This is a genomic window from Pseudomonas sp. F(2018), from assembly GCF_005508865.1.
In the GTDB taxonomy this organism is placed as follows: Bacteria; Pseudomonadota; Gammaproteobacteria; order Pseudomonadales; family Pseudomonadaceae; genus Aquipseudomonas.
In genome coordinates, this window is the sequence record NZ_SCOM01000004.1 from 129,953 (window position 1) to 149,690 (window position 19,738).

20 protein-coding genes are annotated in these 19,738 nt (G+C 68.8%); 8 read left to right on the forward strand and 12 right to left on the reverse strand.

Annotation, left to right across the window (positions count from 1 at the left end):
* Positions 1-5: 5 nt before the first annotated feature.
* Complete coding sequence (locus FFS62_RS17580) at positions 6-299, reverse strand: hypothetical protein (RefSeq protein ID WP_137974140.1); 294 nt, start codon at positions 297-299, stop codon at positions 6-8.
* 108 nt (positions 300-407) lie between these two features.
* Between FFS62_RS17580 and pbpC the strand changes: the two genes are divergently transcribed.
* Entirely contained in the window at positions 408-2,759 is a 2,352-nt protein-coding gene (pbpC, locus tag FFS62_RS17585; RefSeq protein ID WP_137974141.1) for a peptidoglycan glycosyltransferase PbpC, read from the forward strand.
* A gap of 18 nt (positions 2,760-2,777) precedes the next feature.
* Here the strand turns inward: pbpC and FFS62_RS17590 are convergent, their stop codons facing one another.
* The 8 genes from FFS62_RS17590 to ada all read right to left on the reverse strand — a co-directional run bounded on the left by FFS62_RS17590 (position 2,778) and on the right by ada (position 8,418).
* Positions 2,778-3,905, reverse strand: coding sequence for a GGDEF domain-containing protein (locus FFS62_RS17590; RefSeq protein ID WP_137974142.1), 1,128 nt, complete (start codon positions 3,903-3,905; stop codon positions 2,778-2,780).
* Positions 3,906-3,986: 81 nt separating this feature from the next.
* The gene (locus FFS62_RS17595) at positions 3,987-4,430 is read right to left on the reverse strand and encodes a DMT family transporter (RefSeq protein WP_137974143.1); all 444 of its coding nucleotides are present in this window, start codon (positions 4,428-4,430) and stop codon (positions 3,987-3,989) included.
* A gap of 53 nt (positions 4,431-4,483) precedes the next feature.
* On the reverse strand, positions 4,484-4,972 hold the full coding sequence (locus tag FFS62_RS17600) for a GNAT family N-acetyltransferase (protein ID WP_137974144.1): 489 nt from the start codon (positions 4,970-4,972) through the stop codon (positions 4,484-4,486).
* The gene (locus tag FFS62_RS17605) at positions 4,969-5,529 is read right to left on the reverse strand and encodes a DUF4136 domain-containing protein (RefSeq protein WP_137974145.1); all 561 of its coding nucleotides are present in this window, start codon (positions 5,527-5,529) and stop codon (positions 4,969-4,971) included. The genes FFS62_RS17600 and FFS62_RS17605 overlap by 4 nt, the downstream gene beginning before the upstream one ends.
* A 64-nt stretch (positions 5,530-5,593) precedes the next feature.
* Positions 5,594-6,187, reverse strand: a complete 594-nt coding sequence (locus FFS62_RS17610; protein WP_137974146.1) for a DUF4136 domain-containing protein — start codon at positions 6,185-6,187, stop codon at positions 5,594-5,596.
* A gap of 92 nt (positions 6,188-6,279) precedes the next feature.
* Positions 6,280-7,029: a methyltransferase domain-containing protein gene (locus FFS62_RS17615; protein WP_137974147.1), complete on the reverse strand. Its 750-nt coding sequence runs from the start codon at positions 7,027-7,029 to the stop codon at positions 6,280-6,282.
* Positions 7,026-7,328 (reverse strand): nucleotide pyrophosphohydrolase, encoded by a 303-nt coding sequence (locus tag FFS62_RS17620; RefSeq protein ID WP_137974148.1) that lies wholly within the window; start codon positions 7,326-7,328, stop codon positions 7,026-7,028. The genes FFS62_RS17615 and FFS62_RS17620 overlap by 4 nt, the downstream gene beginning before the upstream one ends.
* 55 nt (positions 7,329-7,383) lie before the next feature.
* A complete protein-coding gene (gene ada, locus FFS62_RS17625) occupies positions 7,384-8,418 on the reverse strand; it encodes a bifunctional DNA-binding transcriptional regulator/O6-methylguanine-DNA methyltransferase Ada (RefSeq protein WP_137974149.1) in 1,035 nt (344 codons plus the stop codon).
* A gap of 127 nt (positions 8,419-8,545) precedes the next feature.
* Here ada and FFS62_RS17630 point away from each other — a divergent pair, with 127 nt between their 5' ends.
* Both FFS62_RS17630 and FFS62_RS17635 read left to right on the forward strand, forming a co-directional pair.
* Positions 8,546-12,034 carry a response regulator gene (locus FFS62_RS17630; protein WP_137974150.1) on the forward strand — a complete coding sequence of 1,163 codons (3,489 nt, stop codon included), beginning with the start codon at positions 8,546-8,548 and terminating at the stop codon, positions 12,032-12,034.
* Positions 12,035-12,045: 11 nt separating this feature from the next.
* Complete coding sequence (locus FFS62_RS17635; RefSeq protein ID WP_137974151.1) at positions 12,046-13,230, forward strand: HD domain-containing phosphohydrolase; 1,185 nt, start codon at positions 12,046-12,048, stop codon at positions 13,228-13,230.
* Positions 13,231-13,321: 91 nt separating this feature from the next.
* On the opposite strand, the gene FFS62_RS17640 is transcribed toward FFS62_RS17635, so the two are convergent.
* Both FFS62_RS17640 and FFS62_RS17645 read right to left on the reverse strand, forming a co-directional pair.
* Complete coding sequence (locus FFS62_RS17640; RefSeq protein ID WP_137974152.1) at positions 13,322-13,615, reverse strand: DUF2218 domain-containing protein; 294 nt, start codon at positions 13,613-13,615, stop codon at positions 13,322-13,324.
* A gap of 56 nt (positions 13,616-13,671) precedes the next feature.
* Positions 13,672-14,313 carry an NAD(P)-dependent oxidoreductase gene (locus tag FFS62_RS17645; protein ID WP_137974153.1) on the reverse strand — a complete coding sequence of 214 codons (642 nt, stop codon included), beginning with the start codon at positions 14,311-14,313 and terminating at the stop codon, positions 13,672-13,674.
* Between the two features lie 100 nt (positions 14,314-14,413).
* Here FFS62_RS17645 and FFS62_RS17650 point away from each other — a divergent pair, with 100 nt between their 5' ends.
* The 3 genes from FFS62_RS17650 to FFS62_RS17660 all read left to right on the forward strand — a co-directional run bounded on the left by FFS62_RS17650 (position 14,414) and on the right by FFS62_RS17660 (position 17,238).
* Positions 14,414-15,301, forward strand: a complete 888-nt coding sequence (locus FFS62_RS17650; RefSeq protein WP_137974154.1) for a LysR family transcriptional regulator — start codon at positions 14,414-14,416, stop codon at positions 15,299-15,301.
* 66 nt (positions 15,302-15,367) lie between these two features.
* Positions 15,368-16,255, forward strand: a complete 888-nt coding sequence (locus FFS62_RS17655) for a PA4780 family RIO1-like protein kinase (protein WP_137974155.1) — start codon at positions 15,368-15,370, stop codon at positions 16,253-16,255.
* Between the two features lie 95 nt (positions 16,256-16,350).
* Positions 16,351-17,238 carry an EamA family transporter gene (locus tag FFS62_RS17660; protein ID WP_137974156.1) on the forward strand — a complete coding sequence of 296 codons (888 nt, stop codon included), beginning with the start codon at positions 16,351-16,353 and terminating at the stop codon, positions 17,236-17,238.
* Here FFS62_RS17660 and FFS62_RS17665 read toward each other — a convergent pair.
* Positions 17,183-18,106, reverse strand: a complete 924-nt coding sequence (locus tag FFS62_RS17665; protein ID WP_137974157.1) for a LysR family transcriptional regulator — start codon at positions 18,104-18,106, stop codon at positions 17,183-17,185. The genes FFS62_RS17660 and FFS62_RS17665 overlap by 56 nt on opposite strands.
* Positions 18,107-18,223: 117 nt before the next feature.
* On the opposite strand from FFS62_RS17665, the gene FFS62_RS17670 reads away from it, so the two are divergent.
* The gene (locus tag FFS62_RS17670; RefSeq protein ID WP_137974158.1) at positions 18,224-18,979 is read left to right on the forward strand and encodes an SDR family NAD(P)-dependent oxidoreductase; all 756 of its coding nucleotides are present in this window, start codon (positions 18,224-18,226) and stop codon (positions 18,977-18,979) included.
* A 240-nt stretch (positions 18,980-19,219) separates the two neighbouring features.
* Positions 19,220-19,684 carry a bacterioferritin gene (gene bfr / locus FFS62_RS17675; RefSeq protein WP_137974159.1) on the forward strand — a complete coding sequence of 155 codons (465 nt, stop codon included), beginning with the start codon at positions 19,220-19,222 and terminating at the stop codon, positions 19,682-19,684.
* Positions 19,685-19,738: the final 54 nt, after the last annotated feature.

The following is a 19,738-nucleotide window of genomic DNA, read 5'->3' on the forward strand; positions in this document are numbered from 1 at the left end:
CAGGCTCAGCCGATCAGCAGGCTCAGCACCCAGAGCGCCAGCAGCAGGACGATCAGGCCCCAGATGATCGAGCCGCGCAGGAAGGCGCGTATCGCGCTGAATAGCAACAGCAGGCCGAGGATCAGCACCAGGATGCTGATCCAGTTCGGGTCCATGCCCAGCGAGCGGGACAGCCCGTCGATGAAGTTGGCCCCGGCCTGACCGATCATGCGGAAGAAGCCAGTCAGGGCCTCGACCAGGACACGAATGAAGTTGCCCAGTATCTCGCCCAGTCGCTCGAAGAAGCTCTCGGTTCCCATCGATCCTTCCTTACACTCTGCCGGTGATCCTCAAGCTTGGGCTGCACGGGCCCGAGCCGAGTTCCCCCCGTTGCGTCTTAACCCAGCCATGGCGAAGTACCCGAGCCGATGAAAACGCCGCCCCTTCAGCGCCTCTGGCGGCTCCTGCGCCGGCCCTGGCTGGGGCTGCCGCTCGCCCTGCTGCTGGGGTTGTGGGCGGCCGACCGGCTGTTTCCCCTGCCGCTGCCGGAGGATGGCCTGGCCCGCGTGGTGCTGGCCGAGGACGGCACGCCGCTGTGGCGCTTCGCCGATGCCGACGGCGTGTGGCGCTACCCGGTGGCGCCGGATCAGGTCTCGCCCTATTACCTGCAGGCGCTGCTGACCTACGAGGACCGCTGGTTCTACGCGCACCCCGGGGTCAACCCGCTGGCCCTGGGTCGCGCCGCCTGGCAGAACCTCAGCGGCGGGCGCGTGCTGTCCGGCGGCAGCACATTGTCGATGCAGGTGGCACGCCTGCTCGATCCGCACGAGCGGACCCTGGGCGGCAAGTTCAAGCAGCTGTGGCGCACCCTGCAGCTGGAGTGGCACCTGTCCAAGGACGAGATTCTCGCCCTGTACCTGAACCGCGCGCCCTTCGGCGGCACCCTGCAGGGCGTGGCGGCAGCCAGCTGGGCCTACCTGGGCAAGTCGCCGAGCCAGCTGACCCGCGCCGAGGCGGCGCTGCTCGCCGTGCTGCCGCAGGCGCCCAGCCGGCTGCGCCCGGACCGCCATCCCGAACGCGCTCAGTCCGCACGCGACAAGGTGCTGCGGCGCCTGGCGCAGTTCCAGCAGTGGCCGCAGTCGGCGGTGGATGAGGCGCTGCAGGAGCCGGTGCTGCTGGCGCCGCGCCGCGAGCCCGACCTGGCGCCATTACTGGCGCGGCGGCTGAACGTCGCGGGCAGCCCGCCGCTGATCCGCACCACCATCGACGCCAACCTGCAGCGACGCCTGGAAGACCTGCTGCTGGGCTGGCGCGCGCGCCTGCCGGAACGCACCTCGGCGGCCATCCTGGTGGTGGACAGCGAGAGCATGGCGGTGCGCGCCTACCTGGGTTCGCTGGATGTCGGCGACGAGCGCCGCTTCGGTCATGTCGACATGATCCGCGCCCAGCGCTCGCCCGGCTCCACCCTCAAGCCGTTCCTCTACGGCCTGGCCATGGACGCCGGGCTGATTCACTCCGAGTCGCTGCTGCAAGACGTGCCGCGGCGCTACGGCGACTACCGGCCGGGCAACTTCGCCGCCGGCTTCGTCGGCCCGGTATCGGCCAGCGAGGCGCTGGCCACCTCGCTCAACCTGCCGGCCGTGCAGCTGCTGGAGGCCTACGGGCCGAAGCGTTTCGCCGGCGAGCTGCGCGGCGCCGGCGTGCCGCTGGCGCTGCCGGCCGGCGCCGAGCCGAACCTGGCGCTGATCCTCGGCGGTGCCGGCAGCCGCCTGGAAGAACTGGTGGCCGGCTACAGCGCCTTCGCCCGCAATGGCCTGGCCGCGCGGCCACGGCTGCAGCCGCAGGACGCGCTGCATGAGCGGCGCCTGTTGTCGCCGGGCTCGGCCTGGATAGTGCGGCGCATCCTCGCCGGCCAGGCGCGCCCTGATCGCGACCCGCGCGCAGAGCTGGTGCAGCGCCCGGTGCTGGCCTGGAAGACCGGCACCAGCTATGGCTTCCGCGACGCCTGGGCCATCGGCGTCGGCCCGCGTCACCTGATCGGGGTGTGGATCGGCCGGCCAGACGGCACGCCGGTGCCCGGCCAGTTCGGCCTGGCCTCGGCCGCGCCGCTGCTGCTGCAGGTGCACGATCTGCTGGTCAACCGCGACCGCCAGCGCGGCCTGGTGCCACCGGTGCAGGAGGTGCCGGCGAGCCTCGGCGTGGCGGCGATCTGCTGGCCGCTGGGCCAGGAGCTGGGGCGCAACGACCCCAACTGCCGGCGCCAGCGCTTCGCCTGGACCCTGGACGGCACCACGCCGCCGACCCTGCAGGCAGCCGATCAGCCGCTGGGGCTGGGCTTGAGTCAGCGGGTCTGGCTGGATACGAATGGCCGTCAGGTGGCGGCCAATTGCGCGGGCGCGCGGGAAACCCAGGTCGCCCTGTGGCCGGCGCCGCTGGAGCCCTGGCTGCCACGCCGCGAACGGCGTGCGGCGCGGTTGCCGGCGGCCTCGACCGAGTGCCCGCCGGCATTGCCGCTACCGGCGGCGCCGCTGTCCATCGTCGGGGTGCGCGAGGGGGATCGTCTGCGTCGCCCGGCCAGCAGCGCCGGGCCGTTGCAGCTCAAACTCTCGGCCTTGGGCGGCAGCGGCACGCGCTGGTGGTTCCTCAACGGCGCGCCGGTGGGCGAGAGCCAACCGGGCGAGAGCATCGAGCAGAAGCTCTCGGCGGCCGGGCTCTACCAGCTCAGCCTGCTGGACCAGAGCGGAGCCACCGCGCGGGTGGAGTTCCAGGTCGGCGAGTGAGGCTTGGGTCGAACCACTTCAGGAGTCGGCCAGGGCCAGGCGATCGCGGCCCTCGGCCTTGGCGCGGTAGAGGGCGTCGTCGACGCGCTTGAAGAAGGCCTCGGCGCTCTCGTCCAGCTTCGCGTCCAGGCAGCCCACACCGAGGCTGGTGGTCAGCGGCAGGCGCTGGCCGTGCAGCTCGAAGCCGCGGGTGGCTAGTTCGACGCGGAAGTGCTCGGCCAATTGGCAGGCCTCGTTCAGTGGGGTGCCGGGCATCAGCACGCCGAATTCCTCGCCACCCAGGCGCAGCAGGGCGTCGCTGTCGCGGCGGAACACCTGGCGCATGCGCTCGGCGAAGTCGCTGAGACAGGCGTCGCCGCTGCTGTGGCCATACTCGTCGTTGATGCGCTTGAAGAAGTCGATATCCAGCAGCACCAGCGACAGCGGCGTGCCCTGGCGAAGGGCGTTGGCGACCATGGCCGGGAATAGGCCGTTGAACTGCAGGCGGTTGCCCAATTGGGTCAGGCTGTCGGTGCGGCTGAGCTGTTCGTAGCGTTCGCGCTGGTCGACCAGCTGCTGCTCCATGGTCAGGGTGGCGTGGTATTCACGATGGCTGCGGTTGAGCGCCAGCAGCAGGTAGCTGAGGTAGAAGGCCAGGGTCACCGCCAGGGCTTCCTGGCTGGGCCATTGCCAGGCCAGCACGGCCAGGCCCGGCGCATACAGCAGCAGGATGGCGACCACGCAGCGCCGCTTGCGCATGGAGAAGTTGAAGGCCATGGCCGTGCTGAAGGCCACGGTGCTGAGGGTGGCGATCAGCCGCGACGGCTCGAACTCGGGGCGCAGCAGGGCCCAGGCGTGGGCCAGGCCCCAGCCCAGGCTGGTGAGCAGGATCAGCGCCCAGTGGCGGTCGATCCACTGGCGCAGGCATTCGTTGTTCTCGTGGGCGGGCAGGCGATGCAGCCAGCGCAGCATCATCATCAGGGCGAAGAACGCGGTGGCGGCGAGGCCGAGCACCAGCATGGAGCCGGGCGCGGCGCTGAAGCTCCAGGTCAGAATCCAGGCGAGCAGGTAGTAGATGCCGCCCAAGCGGGTGCGAACGCGGGTGTCCTGGCTTTCGCGAAGGAGGATGAAGGAGCTGCTGCGGGGGAACTGCGCGTCGGGGGCCATGTGCTGTGATCACAAATTCGGCATATCAGCAGCATAGCGTTGCCACCGGGGCAAGGAAAGCAATGTGCCAGCATTCCGTCGTCAACCGCGGCGAATGAGCCAGATGCCGCCGACGATCAGCGCCAGACCGGCCGCCTTGCCCGCGGTGATGGGCGCCTCGCGAAAGCCCACCCAGCCGTTGTGGTCGAGCACCAGGGCCATGCCCAGCTGGCCGGCCAGCACCAGCACCATGAACAGCAGGGCGCCGATGCGCGGCCCGGCGAAGGCCGCGGTGGCGATGAAGAAGGCGCCGAGCAGGCCGCCGCTCCAGTGCCACCAGGTCAGGCCCTTGAAGGCGGACAGGCCGGCGACCTCGCGCTGGGACAGCACGATGATCAGCAACGCCAGGGTGCCGACCAGGAACGAGACCAGGGCGGCGGCCATGACGCTGGACAGGTGTTTGGCCAGTTGGCCATTGATGCCGGCCTGCAGCGGCATCACGGCGCCGGCGAGCAGGGGCAGGGCGAGTAGCCACCAGTTGGGCATGGCGGTCTCCGGAGGAAATGGGGCCGGTATTATGCGCTTTGCTGTCCTGCTGGTCAGCTTCGCAGGCTCTTCACGAACTGCAGCAGCGCCACCCGCTGCTCGCCGCGCTGGCGTTGCTCCAGCCCAGTCAGGCGATAGCCCAGGCGTGCATAGAGCAGCAGGCCGGCGGCATTGTCGTTGAAGCAGGAGACCTTGAGTTCGCGGGCGTCGAAGTCGCGTAGGGCGAGCTGCTCCATCGCGCCGACCAGGTAGCTGGCCACGCCCTGGCTGCGCGCCCAGGGCGCGATCATCAGGTTGCCCAGGGCGCAGTACTCGCCGGGCAGGCTCTGGTAGAAATTGGCGAAGCCGGCCGGCTGTCCATCGAGCAGCGCCAGGGTGCAGCCCTGGCGTTCGGCACAGGCCGCCGCCAGCTGCTCGCGGGTCAATGGCCAGTGGGCGCGGGGATAAGCGAAGAACAGCTCGTCGGCGTTGCGCACGAAACGCACCACCTGGTCGAGGTCGGCATCAATGGCTGGGCGATGGCTGAGCCGCGGGTCGCTCATTGCGGCGGGTACTGTGCCAGCACCTGGGCCACCGTGGCGCGGATCGCCGCCTCACGCTCGCTCGGGTTCGGCGGCGACTGGCGCATGACCTGCTCGGCGCTGCCGCGCCAGACCAGCTTGCCGTCCTTGCCGTCGAACAGGTCGACCTGGATGGTGGCCACCTTGTAGTCCACGGTGCGGGTCTCGGTGTACGCCGGGCCGCCCCAGCCGCCTCCCCAGTAGCCGCCCCAGTAGCCACCGTAATTGGTGCTGACCTGGTCCTGGCGCTCGTCGACGATCAGCCAGGCCTGCACCTTGAGATCGCCGGCGCTACCGGCCTGGGCCGGGCGCAGGCCGCGCTGGTCGAGCTGCTCGCCGACGGCGCTGCGGATGCGCTGCTCGGTGAGGTCGCTCTGGATCCGCGGATCGTCCGGGCGGTACTGCAGGGCCGGTTCCTGCCAGCTCCAACTGCGGTAGGCGGCGAAGTCGCGACTGGCATCGAAGTCGCGCTCGACGCGGGCGCTCTGGCAGGCCGCGAGAAGCAGCAGGGCCGGTATCAGCAACAGACGCGGGGACATGATCGAAACCTCCGAGGTAGAGCCTCTATCGAACTCCAAGTGGCGCCATACGGCAAGCCCGGCATCACTCCGGCGGGTAGGCGCCGAGGGCGTCTGCCACGGCGCGGCGCAGGGCATCGGCGCGCTCGCTCTGGCTGCCCTCGCTGCGCGCCTCGGCGCTGCCGTTCCACACCGGCTGGCCGCTGGCGCCGTCGAACAGTTCGATCTGCACCACCGCCACCTCTACCTCGTAGGTGCGCACCAGCGGCACGCTGCCGTACATGCCGTAGTGGTCGCCATAGGGGCCGTGGCCGTAATAGCTGCCGTAGTCGTCGCGCACCTGGTACTGGCGGCGCTCCAGGCTCAGGTAGGCGCTCACCTGCAGATCGGCCGCCTTGCCGGCGCGTACCGGGCGCAGGCCGCGCTGGTCCAGGCCGCCGCCGATTGCCTCGGCCACCAGGGCGCCATCGGCCCAGGCGCTGCCGGCCGGCTGCTGGCGCCAGCTCCAGTCGCGGTAGCGGCCGTAGTCGCGCTGCGGCGCCGGGTAGGCGCTGTGGTCGAAATGATTGGCCGCACTGGCCGGTGCCGGCGGCAGCGGGTTACCGCCGGCGACATAGGGGTTGTCGCTCTGGCAGGCGGTGAGCAGCAGGAGCAGTGGCAGAAGGAGTGGGGCGCGCATTTAGGTCTCCGTGCTTGGTCGCAGGGATAGTGTAGGAGCGAGCTCTGCTCGCGAAGCCGGCAACTCCGAGCATTCGCGAGCAGAGCTCGCTCCTACAAGGGCCGGCAGACCCAGTGCAGATAGCGACCAAGGCCGGCGAAGCTCGGGTGGCGGCGGTGCGCCAGCTCCATCTCCAGCAGATCGGCCAGCTCGGCCTTGGCCTGGAACTCGCTCGGCATGTAGTCGTGGAACACCCGCACGCCGCTCTGGCTTTCGACCCGCCAGTGGCCGTCGAGTTGCGCCGCCAGCTCGCGCGGATCGAGCGGCTTCTGGGGCGTCAGGCTCTGCCCCTCGCCGGCGAAGCGCTCCTTGCGCAGCTTGCGGAAGTGGCCCTTGAGCAGGTTGCGGTAGACCAGCGCGTCCTTGTTGTAGAAGGCCAGCGACAGCCAGCCATGCGCCGCGACCAGCTGGTGCAGCACCGGCAGGATGGCATGGGGCTCGGCCAGCCACTCCAGCACCGCGTGGCACAGCACCAGGTCGTAGGGCTCGGTGAGCTGGCCGAGCAGATCCTGCCAGGGCGCCTGGATGAACTGCGCTTCCACCCCGGCCTCGGCAAAGCGCTGGCGGGCGCCTTCGAGCATCGGCTCGGCCGGTTCGGCCAGGGTCACGCTGTGGCCGCGCTGGGCCAGCCACAGGCTCATGTGGCCGAGGCCGGCGCCGACGTCGAGCACCCGCAGCGGGCGCTCCGGCAGCGCCTCCTTGAGGTCGGCCTGCAGCACGGCCAGGCGGATGGCGCCCTTGGCGCCGCCATAGATCTTCTCGGCGAAGCGGGTCGCCAGCTCGTCGAAGTGGCGGTCGGTCATTGGAAGCGCCTCTCGCTGTCGGCCAGCTTGGCGCGCACCGCCTGCTCCATGTCGATGCCCAGCTCGGCGCACAGCAGCAGGAGATAGAGGACGATGTCGCCGACCTCCTGGCCGGCGTGTTCCAGCTGCTCGGCCGGGAGCTGGCGAGCCTGATCCTCGGAGAGCCACTGGAAGATTTCCACCAGCTCGGCCATCTCCACGCTGGCGGCCATGGCCAGGTTCTTCGGGCTGTGGAAACGGCGCCAGTCGTTGTGGTCGCGAATGGCGTGCAGGCGGTGGGTGAGTTCGGCGATGTCCATGGGCTCTCCTTCAGGCCGCATAGCTTCGGCCCGAAGGCGCAGCACCGCAAGCCCGCTACTCGATGACGGCGCCTTCCTTGTCCAGCAGCGCCTGCTTGCGCGGTACGCCCCAACGGTAACCGGTGAGGGCCCCGCTGGTGCCGATCACCCGGTGGCAGGGCACCAGCAGGCCCAGTGGATTGTTGGCGCAGGCGCGGGCCACGGCGCGGGCATGGCTGCCGAGCTGTTCGGCCAGCTCGCCGTAGCGCCGGGTCTGTCCCGGCGGAATACCGCGCAGGGCCTGCCACACCTGTTGCTGGAAGGCGGTGCCGCGCATGTCCAGCGGCAGGCTGGCGGCGCGGCGCGGCTCCTCGACCTGGGCCACCGCCTCGCGCAGCCAGTCACGCAGGCCGCGCTGGTCGCGCTTGAGTTGGGCGGCGGCGAAGCGCTGCTGCAACTCGGTTTCCAGGGCCACCTCGTCGTCGCCGAACAGCAGGGCGCAGATGCCCTTGTCGCTGGCCGCGAGCAACAGCAGGCCGAGCGGGCAGAGGGCGATGGCGTAGCGCAGCACTTCACCGGCACCTTTCTGCCGGCGCTGCGCCGGGCTCAGGCCGGCGGACTGCTCGTACAGCGCGCGGGTGCCGGAGTAGCCGGCGTCCAGCGCCGCCTGCAGCACCGAACCGGCCTGTGGCAGGGCGGCCTCCAGGCGCTGGCGGCGGTGGACGTCGTACCAGGCGCGCGGGGTCAGCCCGGTGCGGGCCTTGAAGGCACGGGTCAGGTGCGAAGCGGACAGGCCGATGCGCGCCGCCAGCCAGTCCAGGGTCGGTGGGGTGTCACGGCTCTCCAGCAGGCGGCAGGCGGCGATCACCAGCTCGTCCAGTTGCTCGGCGCTGCTCTTGCCGGTCGGCGAGCAGCGCTTGCATGGGCGGAAACCGGCGGCTTCGGCACTGGCCGCATCGCTGTGGAAGCTGACGTTGTCGCGCCGTGGCCGGCGCGCCGGGCAGCTGGGGCGGCAGTAGATGCCGGTGCTCTTCACGGCGAAGAAGAAGCGCCCGTCCTGGCCGGCGTCACGGTCGCACACGGCCTGCCAGCAGTGGTCTTGGTCGAGCATGGCGGTCTCCCGGTGGCAGTGCTCAATCTGTATGGGCCGATTGTCGATCCGCGCGGTGGCGCTGCCAATCCGCATCTGACTTTCAAAGCCTATGCTGAGAGCGCATTCGCCCGCTAAGGACCGCCCCATGCCGCGTCTCTGTTGCCTGCTCCTGCTCTGCCTGTTGCCGCTGGCCGCGCCTGCCGCGCTGCAGTTGGACGAGGCCGATCATGCCTGGCTGCGTGAGCACCCGGTGCTGCGGGTGGGCATAGAGCGCAGTGGCTGGCCGCCGTTCGATGTGATCGACGAGCAGGGGCGCCATCGCGGGCTCAGCGGTGATTACCTGGCTCTGCTCGCCCAGCGCCTCGGCGTGCGCCTGGAGCCGGTGCTGCTGGACGACTGGAACGCGGCGTTAGCCGCCCTGCGTGACGACCGCGTCGATTTGCTGCCTTCGGTGGCGCGCACGCCGGAGCGCGAGACGACCATGGCGTTCAGCAAGCCCTACCTGGTCAGCAGCAGCCTGATCTTCACCCGCGAGGAGGTGGATGTGCAGCGCATCGGCGGCCTGGCCGGCAAGCAGGTCGCCATCGAGCGCGGTTACGTGTTGCAGCAGGGCCTGCGCGAAGCGGTGCCGGACGTGCGTATCATCGAGGTGCGCGACACCGAGGCGGCGCTGCGTGCCGTATCGTCCGGACGCGCCGATGCCTATGTCGGCGACATGATCGTCGCCAGCTACCTGATCCGCGAACTCAACCTGACCAACCTGGAGCTGCGTGGCGAGACCGGTCTGTCCACCAGTGAATTCCGCTTCGCCGCCCGCCGCACCAACCTGCAATTGATCGCCCTGCTGGACAAGGCGCTGGCCAGCCTCAGTGACGCGGAGCAGGAGGCGATCAAGGAGCGCTGGCTGCCGCCGCTGACCGCCTTCAACCTGCGCCGCCTGTTGCAGGTGGGTTGGCCCTACCTGCTCGGCCTGGTCGCGCTGATCGCCTTCGTGCTGGTGTGGAATCGGCGCCTGGCGGTGCAGATCACCGAGCGTCAGCGCGCCGAGGCCGAGGCCCAGCGCCAGCGCAGCACGCTGCTGGCGCTGATCAACGCGATTCCCGATCCAATCTGGTTCAAGGATGCCAAGGGGCGCTACATGGGCGTCAACCAGGCCTGCGCCGAGCTGTTCGGCAAGAGCCACGACGAGGTGGTCGGCCGCCGTGACACCGAGCTGCTGGCGCCGGCCTGGGCGGCGGCCCGCGCCGAGCACGACCGCACGGCGATGAACTGGCCGCACCCGTTCGAGAGCGAGGGCCAGGTCACCTACCCTGATGGGCGCCAGGTGGTGTTCGACACCCTGCGCACCACCTTCCGCGACGACCAGGGCAAGCTGCTCGGCCTGGTCGGCGTCAGCCGCGACATCACCGTGCGCAAGCAGACCGAGGCCGAACTGGCCAAGGCCAAGGAGCTGGCCGAGGAGGCGGCGCGGCTGAAGTCGGATTTCCTGGCCAACATGAGCCATGAGATCCGCACGCCGATGAATGCCATCATCGGCATGTCGCACCTGGCCATGAAGACCGATCTCAACCCGCGCCAGCGCGACTACCTGAGCAAGATCCAGCAGGCCGGCCAGCACCTCTTGGGGATCATCAACGACATCCTCGACTTCTCCAAGATCGAGGCCGGCAAGCTGACCATCGAGCGCATCGACTTCGACCTGCAGCAGGTGCTGGAGAACCTCGCCGGGCTGATCGGCGACAAGGTCGGCGGCAAGGGCCTGGAGCTGGTGTTCAACCTCGATCCCGAGCTGCCCCAGCACCTGGTCGGCGACCCGCTGCGCCTGGGGCAGATCCTGATCAACTACGCCAACAACGCGGTGAAGTTCACCGAGCAGGGCGAGGTCGAGGTGATCCTGCGCGCCGAGCAGCGCAGTGCCGACTCGCTGCTGTTGTATATGGGCGTGCGCGACACCGGCATCGGCCTGACCGCCGAGCAGCGCGGTCGTCTGTTCGAGTCGTTCCAGCAGGCCGATACCTCGACCACCCGCAAGTACGGCGGCACCGGCCTCGGCCTGGCCATCTGCAAGAGCCTGGCCGAGGCCATGGGCGGACACGTCGGGGTGGAGAGCGAGGTCGGCCGCGGCAGCCTGTTCTGGTGCCGGGTGCCCCTGGGCATCGCCGGCGAGCAGGGCCCGCGGCTTTTGGCCCAGGCCGACCTGCGCGGCCGCCGGGTGCTGGTGGTGGACGACAACCACAGCGCGCGCCAGGTGCTGAGCGGCATGCTCGAGAGCATGAGCTTCCGCGTCGATGCGGTGGACTCCGGCAAGCTGGCCCTGCAGCGGGTGCAGGAGGCTGTGCTGCGCCGCGAGCCCTTCGAGCTGATCCTGCTGGACTGGCAGATGCCCGGCATGGACGGCCTGGAGCTGGCGCGCAAGGTCGCCGAGCTGGGCCTGCAACCGCCGCCGCACCTGCTGATGGCGACCGCCTTCGGCCGCGAGGAGGTGCTGCTGGGTGCCGAGCGCGCGGGCATCGAGGACGTGCTGCTCAAGCCGCTCAATCCTTCGCTGCTGTTCGATGCGGTGATCCGCAGCCTGGGCGGCGCGGGCATGGCCCAGGGCTTCGCGCGCCTGCCGGTGGGCGAGGTGGTGCCGGACTTCAGCGGCCAGCGCGTGCTGCTGGTGGAGGACAACGAGCTGAACCGCGAGGTGGCCTGCGGCCTGCTGCAGGAGAGCGGCCTGCAGATCGACCAGGCCGAGCACGGCCAGATCGCCCTCGACATGTTGCAGGCTGCCGCCGACGGTCACTACGCCCTGGTGCTGATGGACATGCAGATGCCGGTGCTGGACGGTATCGCCACCACCCAGGCGCTGCGCCGCGAGCCGCGCTTCGCCACGCTGCCGATCGTGGCGATGACCGCCAATGCCATGCCAGCCGACCGTGAGCGCTGCCTGGCGGCGGGGATGAACGATCACCTGGGCAAGCCGATCGAACCCGGCGAGTTGTGGGTCACCCTGGGACGCTGGCTGCGCGCCAGCGAAAAGCCGACGGCGGCCGTGGCCCAGGCGGGGCTGCCGGACTGGCAGCTGCCGGGCGTCGACCTGGCCAACGGCCTGCGTCGCGTGCTGGGCAAGCCGGAGCTGTACCGCCGTCTGCTGGACAAGTTCGCCGCCAGCCAGGCCGACTGCGCCACGCGCCTGCGCCAGGCCCTGGCCGCCAGCGAGCAGGAGAGCGCGGAACGCGAGGCCCATAGCCTCAAGGGCCTGGCCGGCAACCTGGGTGCGCTGGACCTGGCGACCCAGGCGGCGGCCATCGAGAGTGCGATCAAGGATGCCCGCCACGATGAGCTGGATGCCCAGCTCGGCGAACTGGAGCGCAGCCTGGCGGCGCTGGTGGCGGCCATTCGGGCGCTGCAACCGGCCGTGGTGAGCAGCGCCGATCCTCAGCAGCTGGCGCCGCTGTGCCATCAGCTGCAGCGCCTGTTCGAGGACGACGATCCGCGTGCCGGAAAACTCTTTGACGAACAGGCCGAACTGCTGCGCAACGCCTTTAATGATGAATACGGTCCGCTGGCCGCGGCGGTGCATGGCTTCGATTTCGAGCGGGCCCTGGCTCTGCTGCGCCAGGTGGCGCAACAACGCGGTATCGCTCTCTAAGGGGAAGGATGATGGTGGACATGCTCGACCGGCCCGATCGGCCGCTGGTACTGCTGGTGGACGACACGCCGGAAAACCTGGAGCTGATGAGCGAACTGCTGGCCGACAGCTACCGCATCAAGGTGGCCAACAACGGCCTCAAGGCCCTGCGCATCGCCGCCGGCAGCCAGCAGCCGGACCTGATCCTGCTCGACATCATGATGCCGGAGATGGACGGCTACGAGGTCTGCCGCCTGCTCAAGATGAACCCGGCCACGGCGGAGATTCCGGTGGTGTTCCTCACCGCCAAGACCGAGGTGGCGGACGAGCAGCAGGGCTTCGACCTGGGCGCGGTGGATTACATCACCAAGCCGATCAGCCCGCCGATCGTCCTCGCCCGCGTGCACGCGCAGCTGCAGCTCAAGGCCAGCGCGGACTTCCTGCGCGACAAGAGCGAGTACCTGGAACTGGAGGTGCGCCGGCGCACCCGCGACATGCAGCGCCTGCAGGAAGTGACCATCGAGGCCATGGCCAGCCTGGCGGCGATGCGCGACAACCCCAACGGCAAGCACCTGTCGCGGGTCGAGCCCTACATGGTCGCCCTGGCCAAGGCGCTGGCCTACCAGCAGCCGGCGCTGGCCGCCGAGCTGAGCGCCGAGCGCATCGCCCAGCTGGGCAAGTCGGCGCTGCTGCACGGCATCGGCAAGCTGGTGCTGCCGGATCGCATCCTGCTCAGCCCGGTGCCGCTGCAGGGCGAGGATCTGCAACTGCTGCACCGGCATGCAGTGGCCGGGCGCGATGCGTTGCTGGCGGCCGAGGCCAAACTGGGCAGCGTGCCGGACTTCCTGCGTGACGCCCGCGACATCGTTTACAGCCAGCACGAGCACTGGGATGGCAGCGGCTATCCGCAGGGCCTGCGCGGCGAGCAGATTCCCCTGGCCGCACGCCTGATGGCACTGGTCGGTGACTACGAGGAGCTGACCAGCCACCATCCGTATCGCCAGTCGGTCAGCCATGCCGAGGCCCAGCAGCGCATCGGCGCCGCCAGCGGCACGCGCTTCGATCCGTCGGTGGTGCTGGCCTTTATCGAGGCCGAGCAGGAGTTCGCCGCCATCGCCCAGCGCCTGGCCGACGATGCAGCGGCCATCCATGGCGAGCTGCAGCGCCTGGACGAGTCGCTGGGGGAAAGCATCGAGCTGACCCTGCCGCCGAGCTGAGTTTCCTCTGCCCTGGCTAACTCGCTGTCGTAGGGCGGGTGTAACCCGCGTGGCATAGGTTCGCGGGTTTCACCCGCCCTACGTTTGGCTGTCAGGCGCCGCTTCGCCAGTCCAGGCTCAGTTCCTCCTGCCAGGCGAAGCGCTCGAAGTGGCTGGCCACCACGCCCTGCAGCTTGATCAGGTCATCATTGCTGGCGCTTTCCACGCGCAGGGTCAGGCCCTGGGCATCGGCCTGCAGCAGGCTCAGGCCGAAGGCGAATTCGATGCGTCCCTGCCGTTCATCGAAGCTGACCGGCAGCTTGTGCGCGAAGTGCTTGCACAGGCGGCTGATATAGCGTGCTGGGGTGTCGGTGACGACGTGGGCCGAGGCGGTAAAGGTACTCATGCGATCTCCTGGATAAGGCCGTCCTGCGCCTTTGGCGAGCGCAGGGCGGGTGTGGCTCAGTAGGCGACGGTGAAGCGCTGGCGGATGTGCTGCGGCTGTTCGGCCTCATCCAGCAGGGCCACGGCCAGGTCGGCCACCGAGATATGCGCCGGCGCGTCGCCATCCATCAGCAGCTGCTCGCCGCCGATACGGAACTGGCCGGTGCGCGGGCCCGGCTGCAGCAGGGCGGCAGGGGAGAGGAAGGTCCACTGCAGTTCCTGCTCGTCGCGCAGCAGGTTCAGGGCCTGGCGCGCGCCTTCGGCACCTTCCTTGTACTCGGCGGGGAAATTCGGCGTGTCGATCAGCTGTTGCCCCGGCGCCACGTATAGGCTGCCGGCGCCGCCGACCACCAGCAGGCGGTTGACCCCGGCGGCCTTGCTCGCGGCGGTGATTGCCTTGGAGCCGGCGATAAATTGCTCGCGGATATCGGCCAGGCCCCAGCCGGGGTTGAAGGCGCTGAGCACCACGTCGTGGCCGCGCAGTTGCTCGGCCAGGGCGGCCACGTCATGCACGTTGGCCTGCTGTGCGTCGAGGTTGGCGTGCTGCGCCAGCTTCTCCGGGTGGCGGACCAGGGCGGTGACCCGGTGGCCGCGGTTCAGGGCTTCTCCCAGCAGGGCGGTGCCGACATAGCCGGTGGCGCCGATCAGGGCGATTTTCATGGGGTGATCCTCGGTGGGTTGCGATGGGTGAATAATCGCAGCTGGATAAATCCGGGAAAAAGCGGCTTAAATGCCTTGGATAATTAAGCAGGACTTAATAATGGAGCAGCTGAAACGCATGGCTCTGTTCGCCACGGTGGTGGAGAAGGGCTCCATGGTGGCCGCCGCCGAGGCCCTGGGCATGAGCGCTTCTGCGGTCAGCCAGCAGATCGGCAAGCTGGAGCAGAGCACCCAGGTCAGCCTGCTGCACCGCACTACCCGCAAGCTGACCCTGACCGAGGCCGGCGCCCAGCTGTACCAGAGCTGCCGGCAGATCGTGGCGCTGGCCGAGCAGGCCGAGCAGCGCCTGGCCGAACTGCGCGATGCGCCGGTGGGAGAGCTGCGCATCGCCGCGCCGGTGGGCTTCTCCGGCCGGCTGATCACCGATGCCCTGGCGCCGCTGCTCGGCGCCCATCCGGGCCTGAGCCTGCGGCTGTTCTTCCAGGACGAGCAGATCGACCTGATCGAGCGGCGCATCGACCTGGCCATCCGCGTCGGCGCCCAGGAGGGCTCCAGCCTGGTGGCGCGCCATCTCGCCGACTGGCGCATGCTGCTGTGCGTGGCGCCGGCCTACCTGGCGCGCTGCGGCGCGGTGCTCGGACCGGAGCAGCTGGTCGGCCTGGATTGGCTGAGCCTGAACGAGCGCGCCCAGCAGCTCACCCTGCACGGCCCCGATGGCGCCCAGCAGCGTCTGCGCATCGAGAGCCGGGTGGCCTGCAACAACATCCTCTCGGTACGCCATTTCTGCCTGGCGGGCATGGGCGTGTCGCTGCAGCCGGAGCCGGAGATCCGCGCCGAGCTGGCCAGCGGCGCGCTACTGGTGCTGCTGCCGGAATGGCAGCCGACGCCGGTCGGCATTCATATCGTCACTCCGCGCCGCGATGCCCAGCCGGCCAAGGTGCGCTACGCCATCGAGGCGCTGCGCCGGACCCTGTCGGTCGGTCACTAACTGGGCGGCGACGACGGATTGCCGTATAAGGGCGGGATTGTTTCCCGTGGAGGCCCGATCAGTTCGATGAAAACCCCGAAACGCCTGGAGCCCTTGCTCGAAGATGGTCTGATCGACGAGGTGGTGCGCCCGCTGATGAGCGGTAAGGAAGCCTCGGTCTATGTAGTGCGTTGCGCCGGCGAGCTGCGCTGCGCCAAGGTCTACAAGGAGGCCAACAAGCGCGGCTTCCGCCAGGCCGCCGAGTACCAGGAGGGACGCAAGACGCGCAACAGCCGTGATGCCCGGGCCATGGCCAAGGGCAGCAAGTACGGGCGCAAGGAGCAGGAGGAGGCCTGGCAGAACGCCGAAGTGTCGGCGCTGTTCCGCCTGGCCAACGCCGGCGTGCGGGTGCCCAAGCCCTACGACTACCAGGACGGCGTGCTGCTGATGGAGATGGTCGACGACGGCTACGGCGATGCCGCGCCGCGTCTCAACGACGTCGACCTGCTGCCCGAGGACGCCCGCGAGTTCCATGCCTTCATGATCGGCGAGATCGTCAAGATGCTCTGCGCCGGCCTGGTCCACGGCGACCTCTCGGAATTCAACGTGCTGCTCGATCCGCTCGGTCCGGTGATCATCGACCTGCCCCAGGCGGTAGACGCGGCGGCCAACAACCACGCCTTCAGCATGCTCGAGCGCGACGTGCGCAACATGGCCGAGTACTTCGGCCAGTTCGCTCCGGAACTGCTCGATACCCGCTACGCCAAGGAGATGTGGGCGCTCTACGAGGACGGCAAGCTGACGCCGGAGAGCCAGCTCACCGGCCAGTTCGTCGAGCCGGAGGAAGAGGCGGACGTCGGCGCGGTGATGCGCGAGATCAAGGCCGCCCTGGCCGAACAGGCGCGCCGCGAGGCCGCCCGCAATGCCGAGGACGCGCCGCGCGACGAGCCGCCACCGCCGCCGTGGATTCAGTGACGCGCGACCTGTCTGGTCGCGAAAGCAGGTAACTGTATCGGGCGGCTGCGCTGCCGCGCTGATAGGGTGGCGGCAGACATTCCGGAGCTTCGCTCATGCCGCTGCCGCACATCCTCCTGGCCCTGCTGGTCACCCTGATCTGGGGCGTCAACTTCGTCGTCATCAAGGTCGGCCTGCAGGACTTCCCGCCGCTGCTGTTCTGCGCCCTGCGCTTCGCCCTGGCGGCGCTGCCGCTGCTGTTCCTGCGTGGCCCACTGCCGGCGCCCTGGTGGCGCATCGTGCAGATCGGCGTGCTGCTCGGGGTGATCAAGTTCGGCCTGCTGTTCGTCGGCATGCACCTGGGCATGCCGGCGGGCCTGTCTTCGCTGGTGCTGCAGAGCCAGGTGTTCTTCACCGTGCTGATCGCCGCGCTGGTGCTGGGCGAGCGGCCCAGCATTCGCGCCCTGGCCGGGTTGGTTCTGGCGGCCGGCGGTCTGGTGCTGATCGGCCTGCAGCGGCCCCTGGGCGACAGCCTGCTGGGCTTCGTGCTGGTGGTCGTCGCCGCGCTGGCCTGGGCCTTCTCCAATATCGCCACCAAGCGCTCGGGTGCCAGCGACATGCTGCGGCTGATCTGCTGGGTCAGCCTGGTGCCGGTGCTGCCGCTGCTGGGGCTGTCCTGGCTGTTCGAGGGGCCGCAGGCGATGGGCGCGGCGCTGAGCGACCTGAGCTGGCGCGGCGTCGGCGCCCTGCTGTACATCGCCTTCCTGGCCACCACCGTGGGCTTCGCCATCTGGAGTTTCCTGCTGCGCCGCTATCCGGCCAGCCAGGTCACACCCTTCGCTCTGGCGGTGCCGGTTTCGGGTCTCTTGGCGGGCTGGCTGCTGCTGGGCGAGGCGCTCACGCCGCTCGGTTGGCTGGCTTGCGCCCTGGTGTTCGGCGGCCTGGCGATCAATGTGCTGCCGGCCGATCTGTTCCGTCGAGGTAGTCGCGTACCAGCCGGCTGAGCCAGTCCATGAACACCTGCACGCGCTTCGACAGGTTGCGCCGGTGCGGGTACAGCAGCGACACCGGCATGGGCGCGGCGCAGTACTCGGGCAGTATCTCCACCAGCCGGCCCGCGGCCAGGTGCCCGCGAATGCCGGCCAAGGGCACCTGGATGATGCCGAGCCCGGCCAGACAGGCCTGGGTGTAGGCGTCGGTGCTGTTCACCGTCAGCGCGCCGGGCATCTCGAGAAATCGCGTTTCGCCCTGCTCGACGAACTCCCAGCCGATCGGCTTGATGCCTAGCGTCGGCACGTAATGCACCAGGCGATGCGCGGCCAGCTCGGCGAGGCTACGCGGCCTGCCGAAGCGTTGTAGGTAGTCCGGGCTGGCGCAGTTGATCTGCTCCATCAGGCCCAGCGGGCGGGCGATCAGCGCGGCGTCCACCAGGCTGCCGATGCGCACTACGCAGTCGAAGCCCTCGCGGATCAGGTCGACCTGGTGGTCGGTGCAGCTCAGTTCCAGCTCCAGGTGAGGGTGCTCGGCGAGGAAGGCGGGCAGGTGCGGCAGCACCAGATCGCGAGCCAGGGCCTGGCCCATGTCGACCCGCAGGCGACCGCGCAGCTGACCGGCGTCGAGCTGGAACATCGCGGCGATCTCGTCGGCGTCGGCCAGCAGATCCTTGCAACGCTCATAGCAGGCCTGGCCGTCCTGGGTCAGCTGCACGCGTCTGGTCGTGCGGTGCAGCAGGCGGGCGCCGAGCTGGTTCTCCAACTGCTGTACCTGCAGCGAGATGCTGGCCTTGGGCTGGCCGAGGCTCTCGGCGGCGCGGGTAAAGCTGGCCAGCTCGGCAACCCGCACGAAGGCGAGCATTGCGTTGAGGCGATCCATGGCGGCTCACTGTTATCGATTTGTAGACAGTCTAATCATGGATAGCTGATTTATCCGCTTATCGTCGATCAATAGTCTGTGCCTCGTCCGCCACTTCCTTCGACGAGGTACGCAGCATTGAGCAAGATCACTCTCATCACCGGCGCCAGCCGCGGCCTGGGCAAGAACGCCGCCCTGCACCTGGCCCGCCATGGCCACGACCTGATACTCACCTACCACAGCAACCAGACCGAAGCGGAGGCCGTGGTGGCCGAGATTCGTGCCATGGGCCGCCAGGCTGTAGCCCTGCAACTGGACGTGGGCCGCAGCGCCAGCTTTGCCGACTTCGCCGAGCGGGTGCGCCTGGCGCTCAGCACTACCTGGCAGCGCGACAGTTTCGATGCGCTGGTGAACAACGCCGGCATCGGCATCCATGTGCCCTTCGCCGAGACCAGCGAGGAGCAGTTCGATCAGTTGATGAGCATCCACCTCAAGGGCACCTTCTTCCTTACGCAGCGGTTGCTGCCGCTGCTGGCCGACGGCGGGCGCATCCTCAATGTCTCCAGCGGGCTGGCACGCTTCTCCCTGCCTGGCTATGCCGCCTACGCGGCGATGAAAGGGGGCATCGAGGTACTGACCCGCTACCTAGCCAAGGAGCTGGGCGGCCGTGGCATTCGCGCCAACACCATCGCCCCCGGTGCCATCGAGACCGACTTCGGTGGCGGCGTGGTACGCGACAACCGCGAACTCAACGCCGTCATCGCCGGGCAGACCGCGCTGGGCCGGGTCGGCCTGCCGGACGATATCGGCAACGCCATCGGCATGCTGCTGTCGGAGGATGCTGGCTGGGTCAACGCGCAGCGGGTGGAAGTGTCCGGCGGCATGTTCGTCTGAAGTTTGTGGGCAGGATTGCGCTCCGCGCGGGGCGCAATCCTGATGCCGGAGAGAGACGGTGTGAGTGGCTTATCCACAGTGATTTTCGTTAACGCTTGAATTCACTGCAGCCCAGTAGCCACGCGGCTTTGCGCTAATGCGAATCGCTCCGCCGAGAGCGGCGTTTTGTTGCTTGACCATTGTGCGCCCAGGGTCGAAGCTGCCTACCTGAGCGATCTTTTTTTAGCAAGGAAACGAGTCATGCAAGGCGCGACCGAAGTCGTCGATTATCTGAAGGATCTGCTGCGTGGCGAGCTGGCTGCGCGCGATCAGTATTTCCTCCATTCGCGGATGTACCAGGACTGGGGCTTCGAGAAGCTCTATGAGCGGATCAACCACGAGATGCAGGAGGAGACCGAGCACGCCGACGCCCTGCTGCAGCGCATCCTGTTCCTCGAAGCCACGCCGGACATGACACCCAAGGCGATTCACCCCGGTGCCACCGTGCCGGACATGCTGAAGAGCGATCTGGCCCTGGAATATGAAGTGCGCGAGGCCCTGGCCAAGGGCATCGAGCTGTGCGAGAAGCACGGCGACTACATGAGCCGCGACATCCTGGTGCTGCAGCTCAACGACACCGAAGAAGACCACGCCTACTGGCTGGAGCAACAGCTAGGCCTGATCGGTCGCGTGGGCCTGCAGAACTATCTGCAATCGCAAGCCTGATTCCAGGCCGTACGAAAAAGGGAGCCTCGGCTCCCTTTTTTCATGCCCCGAAAT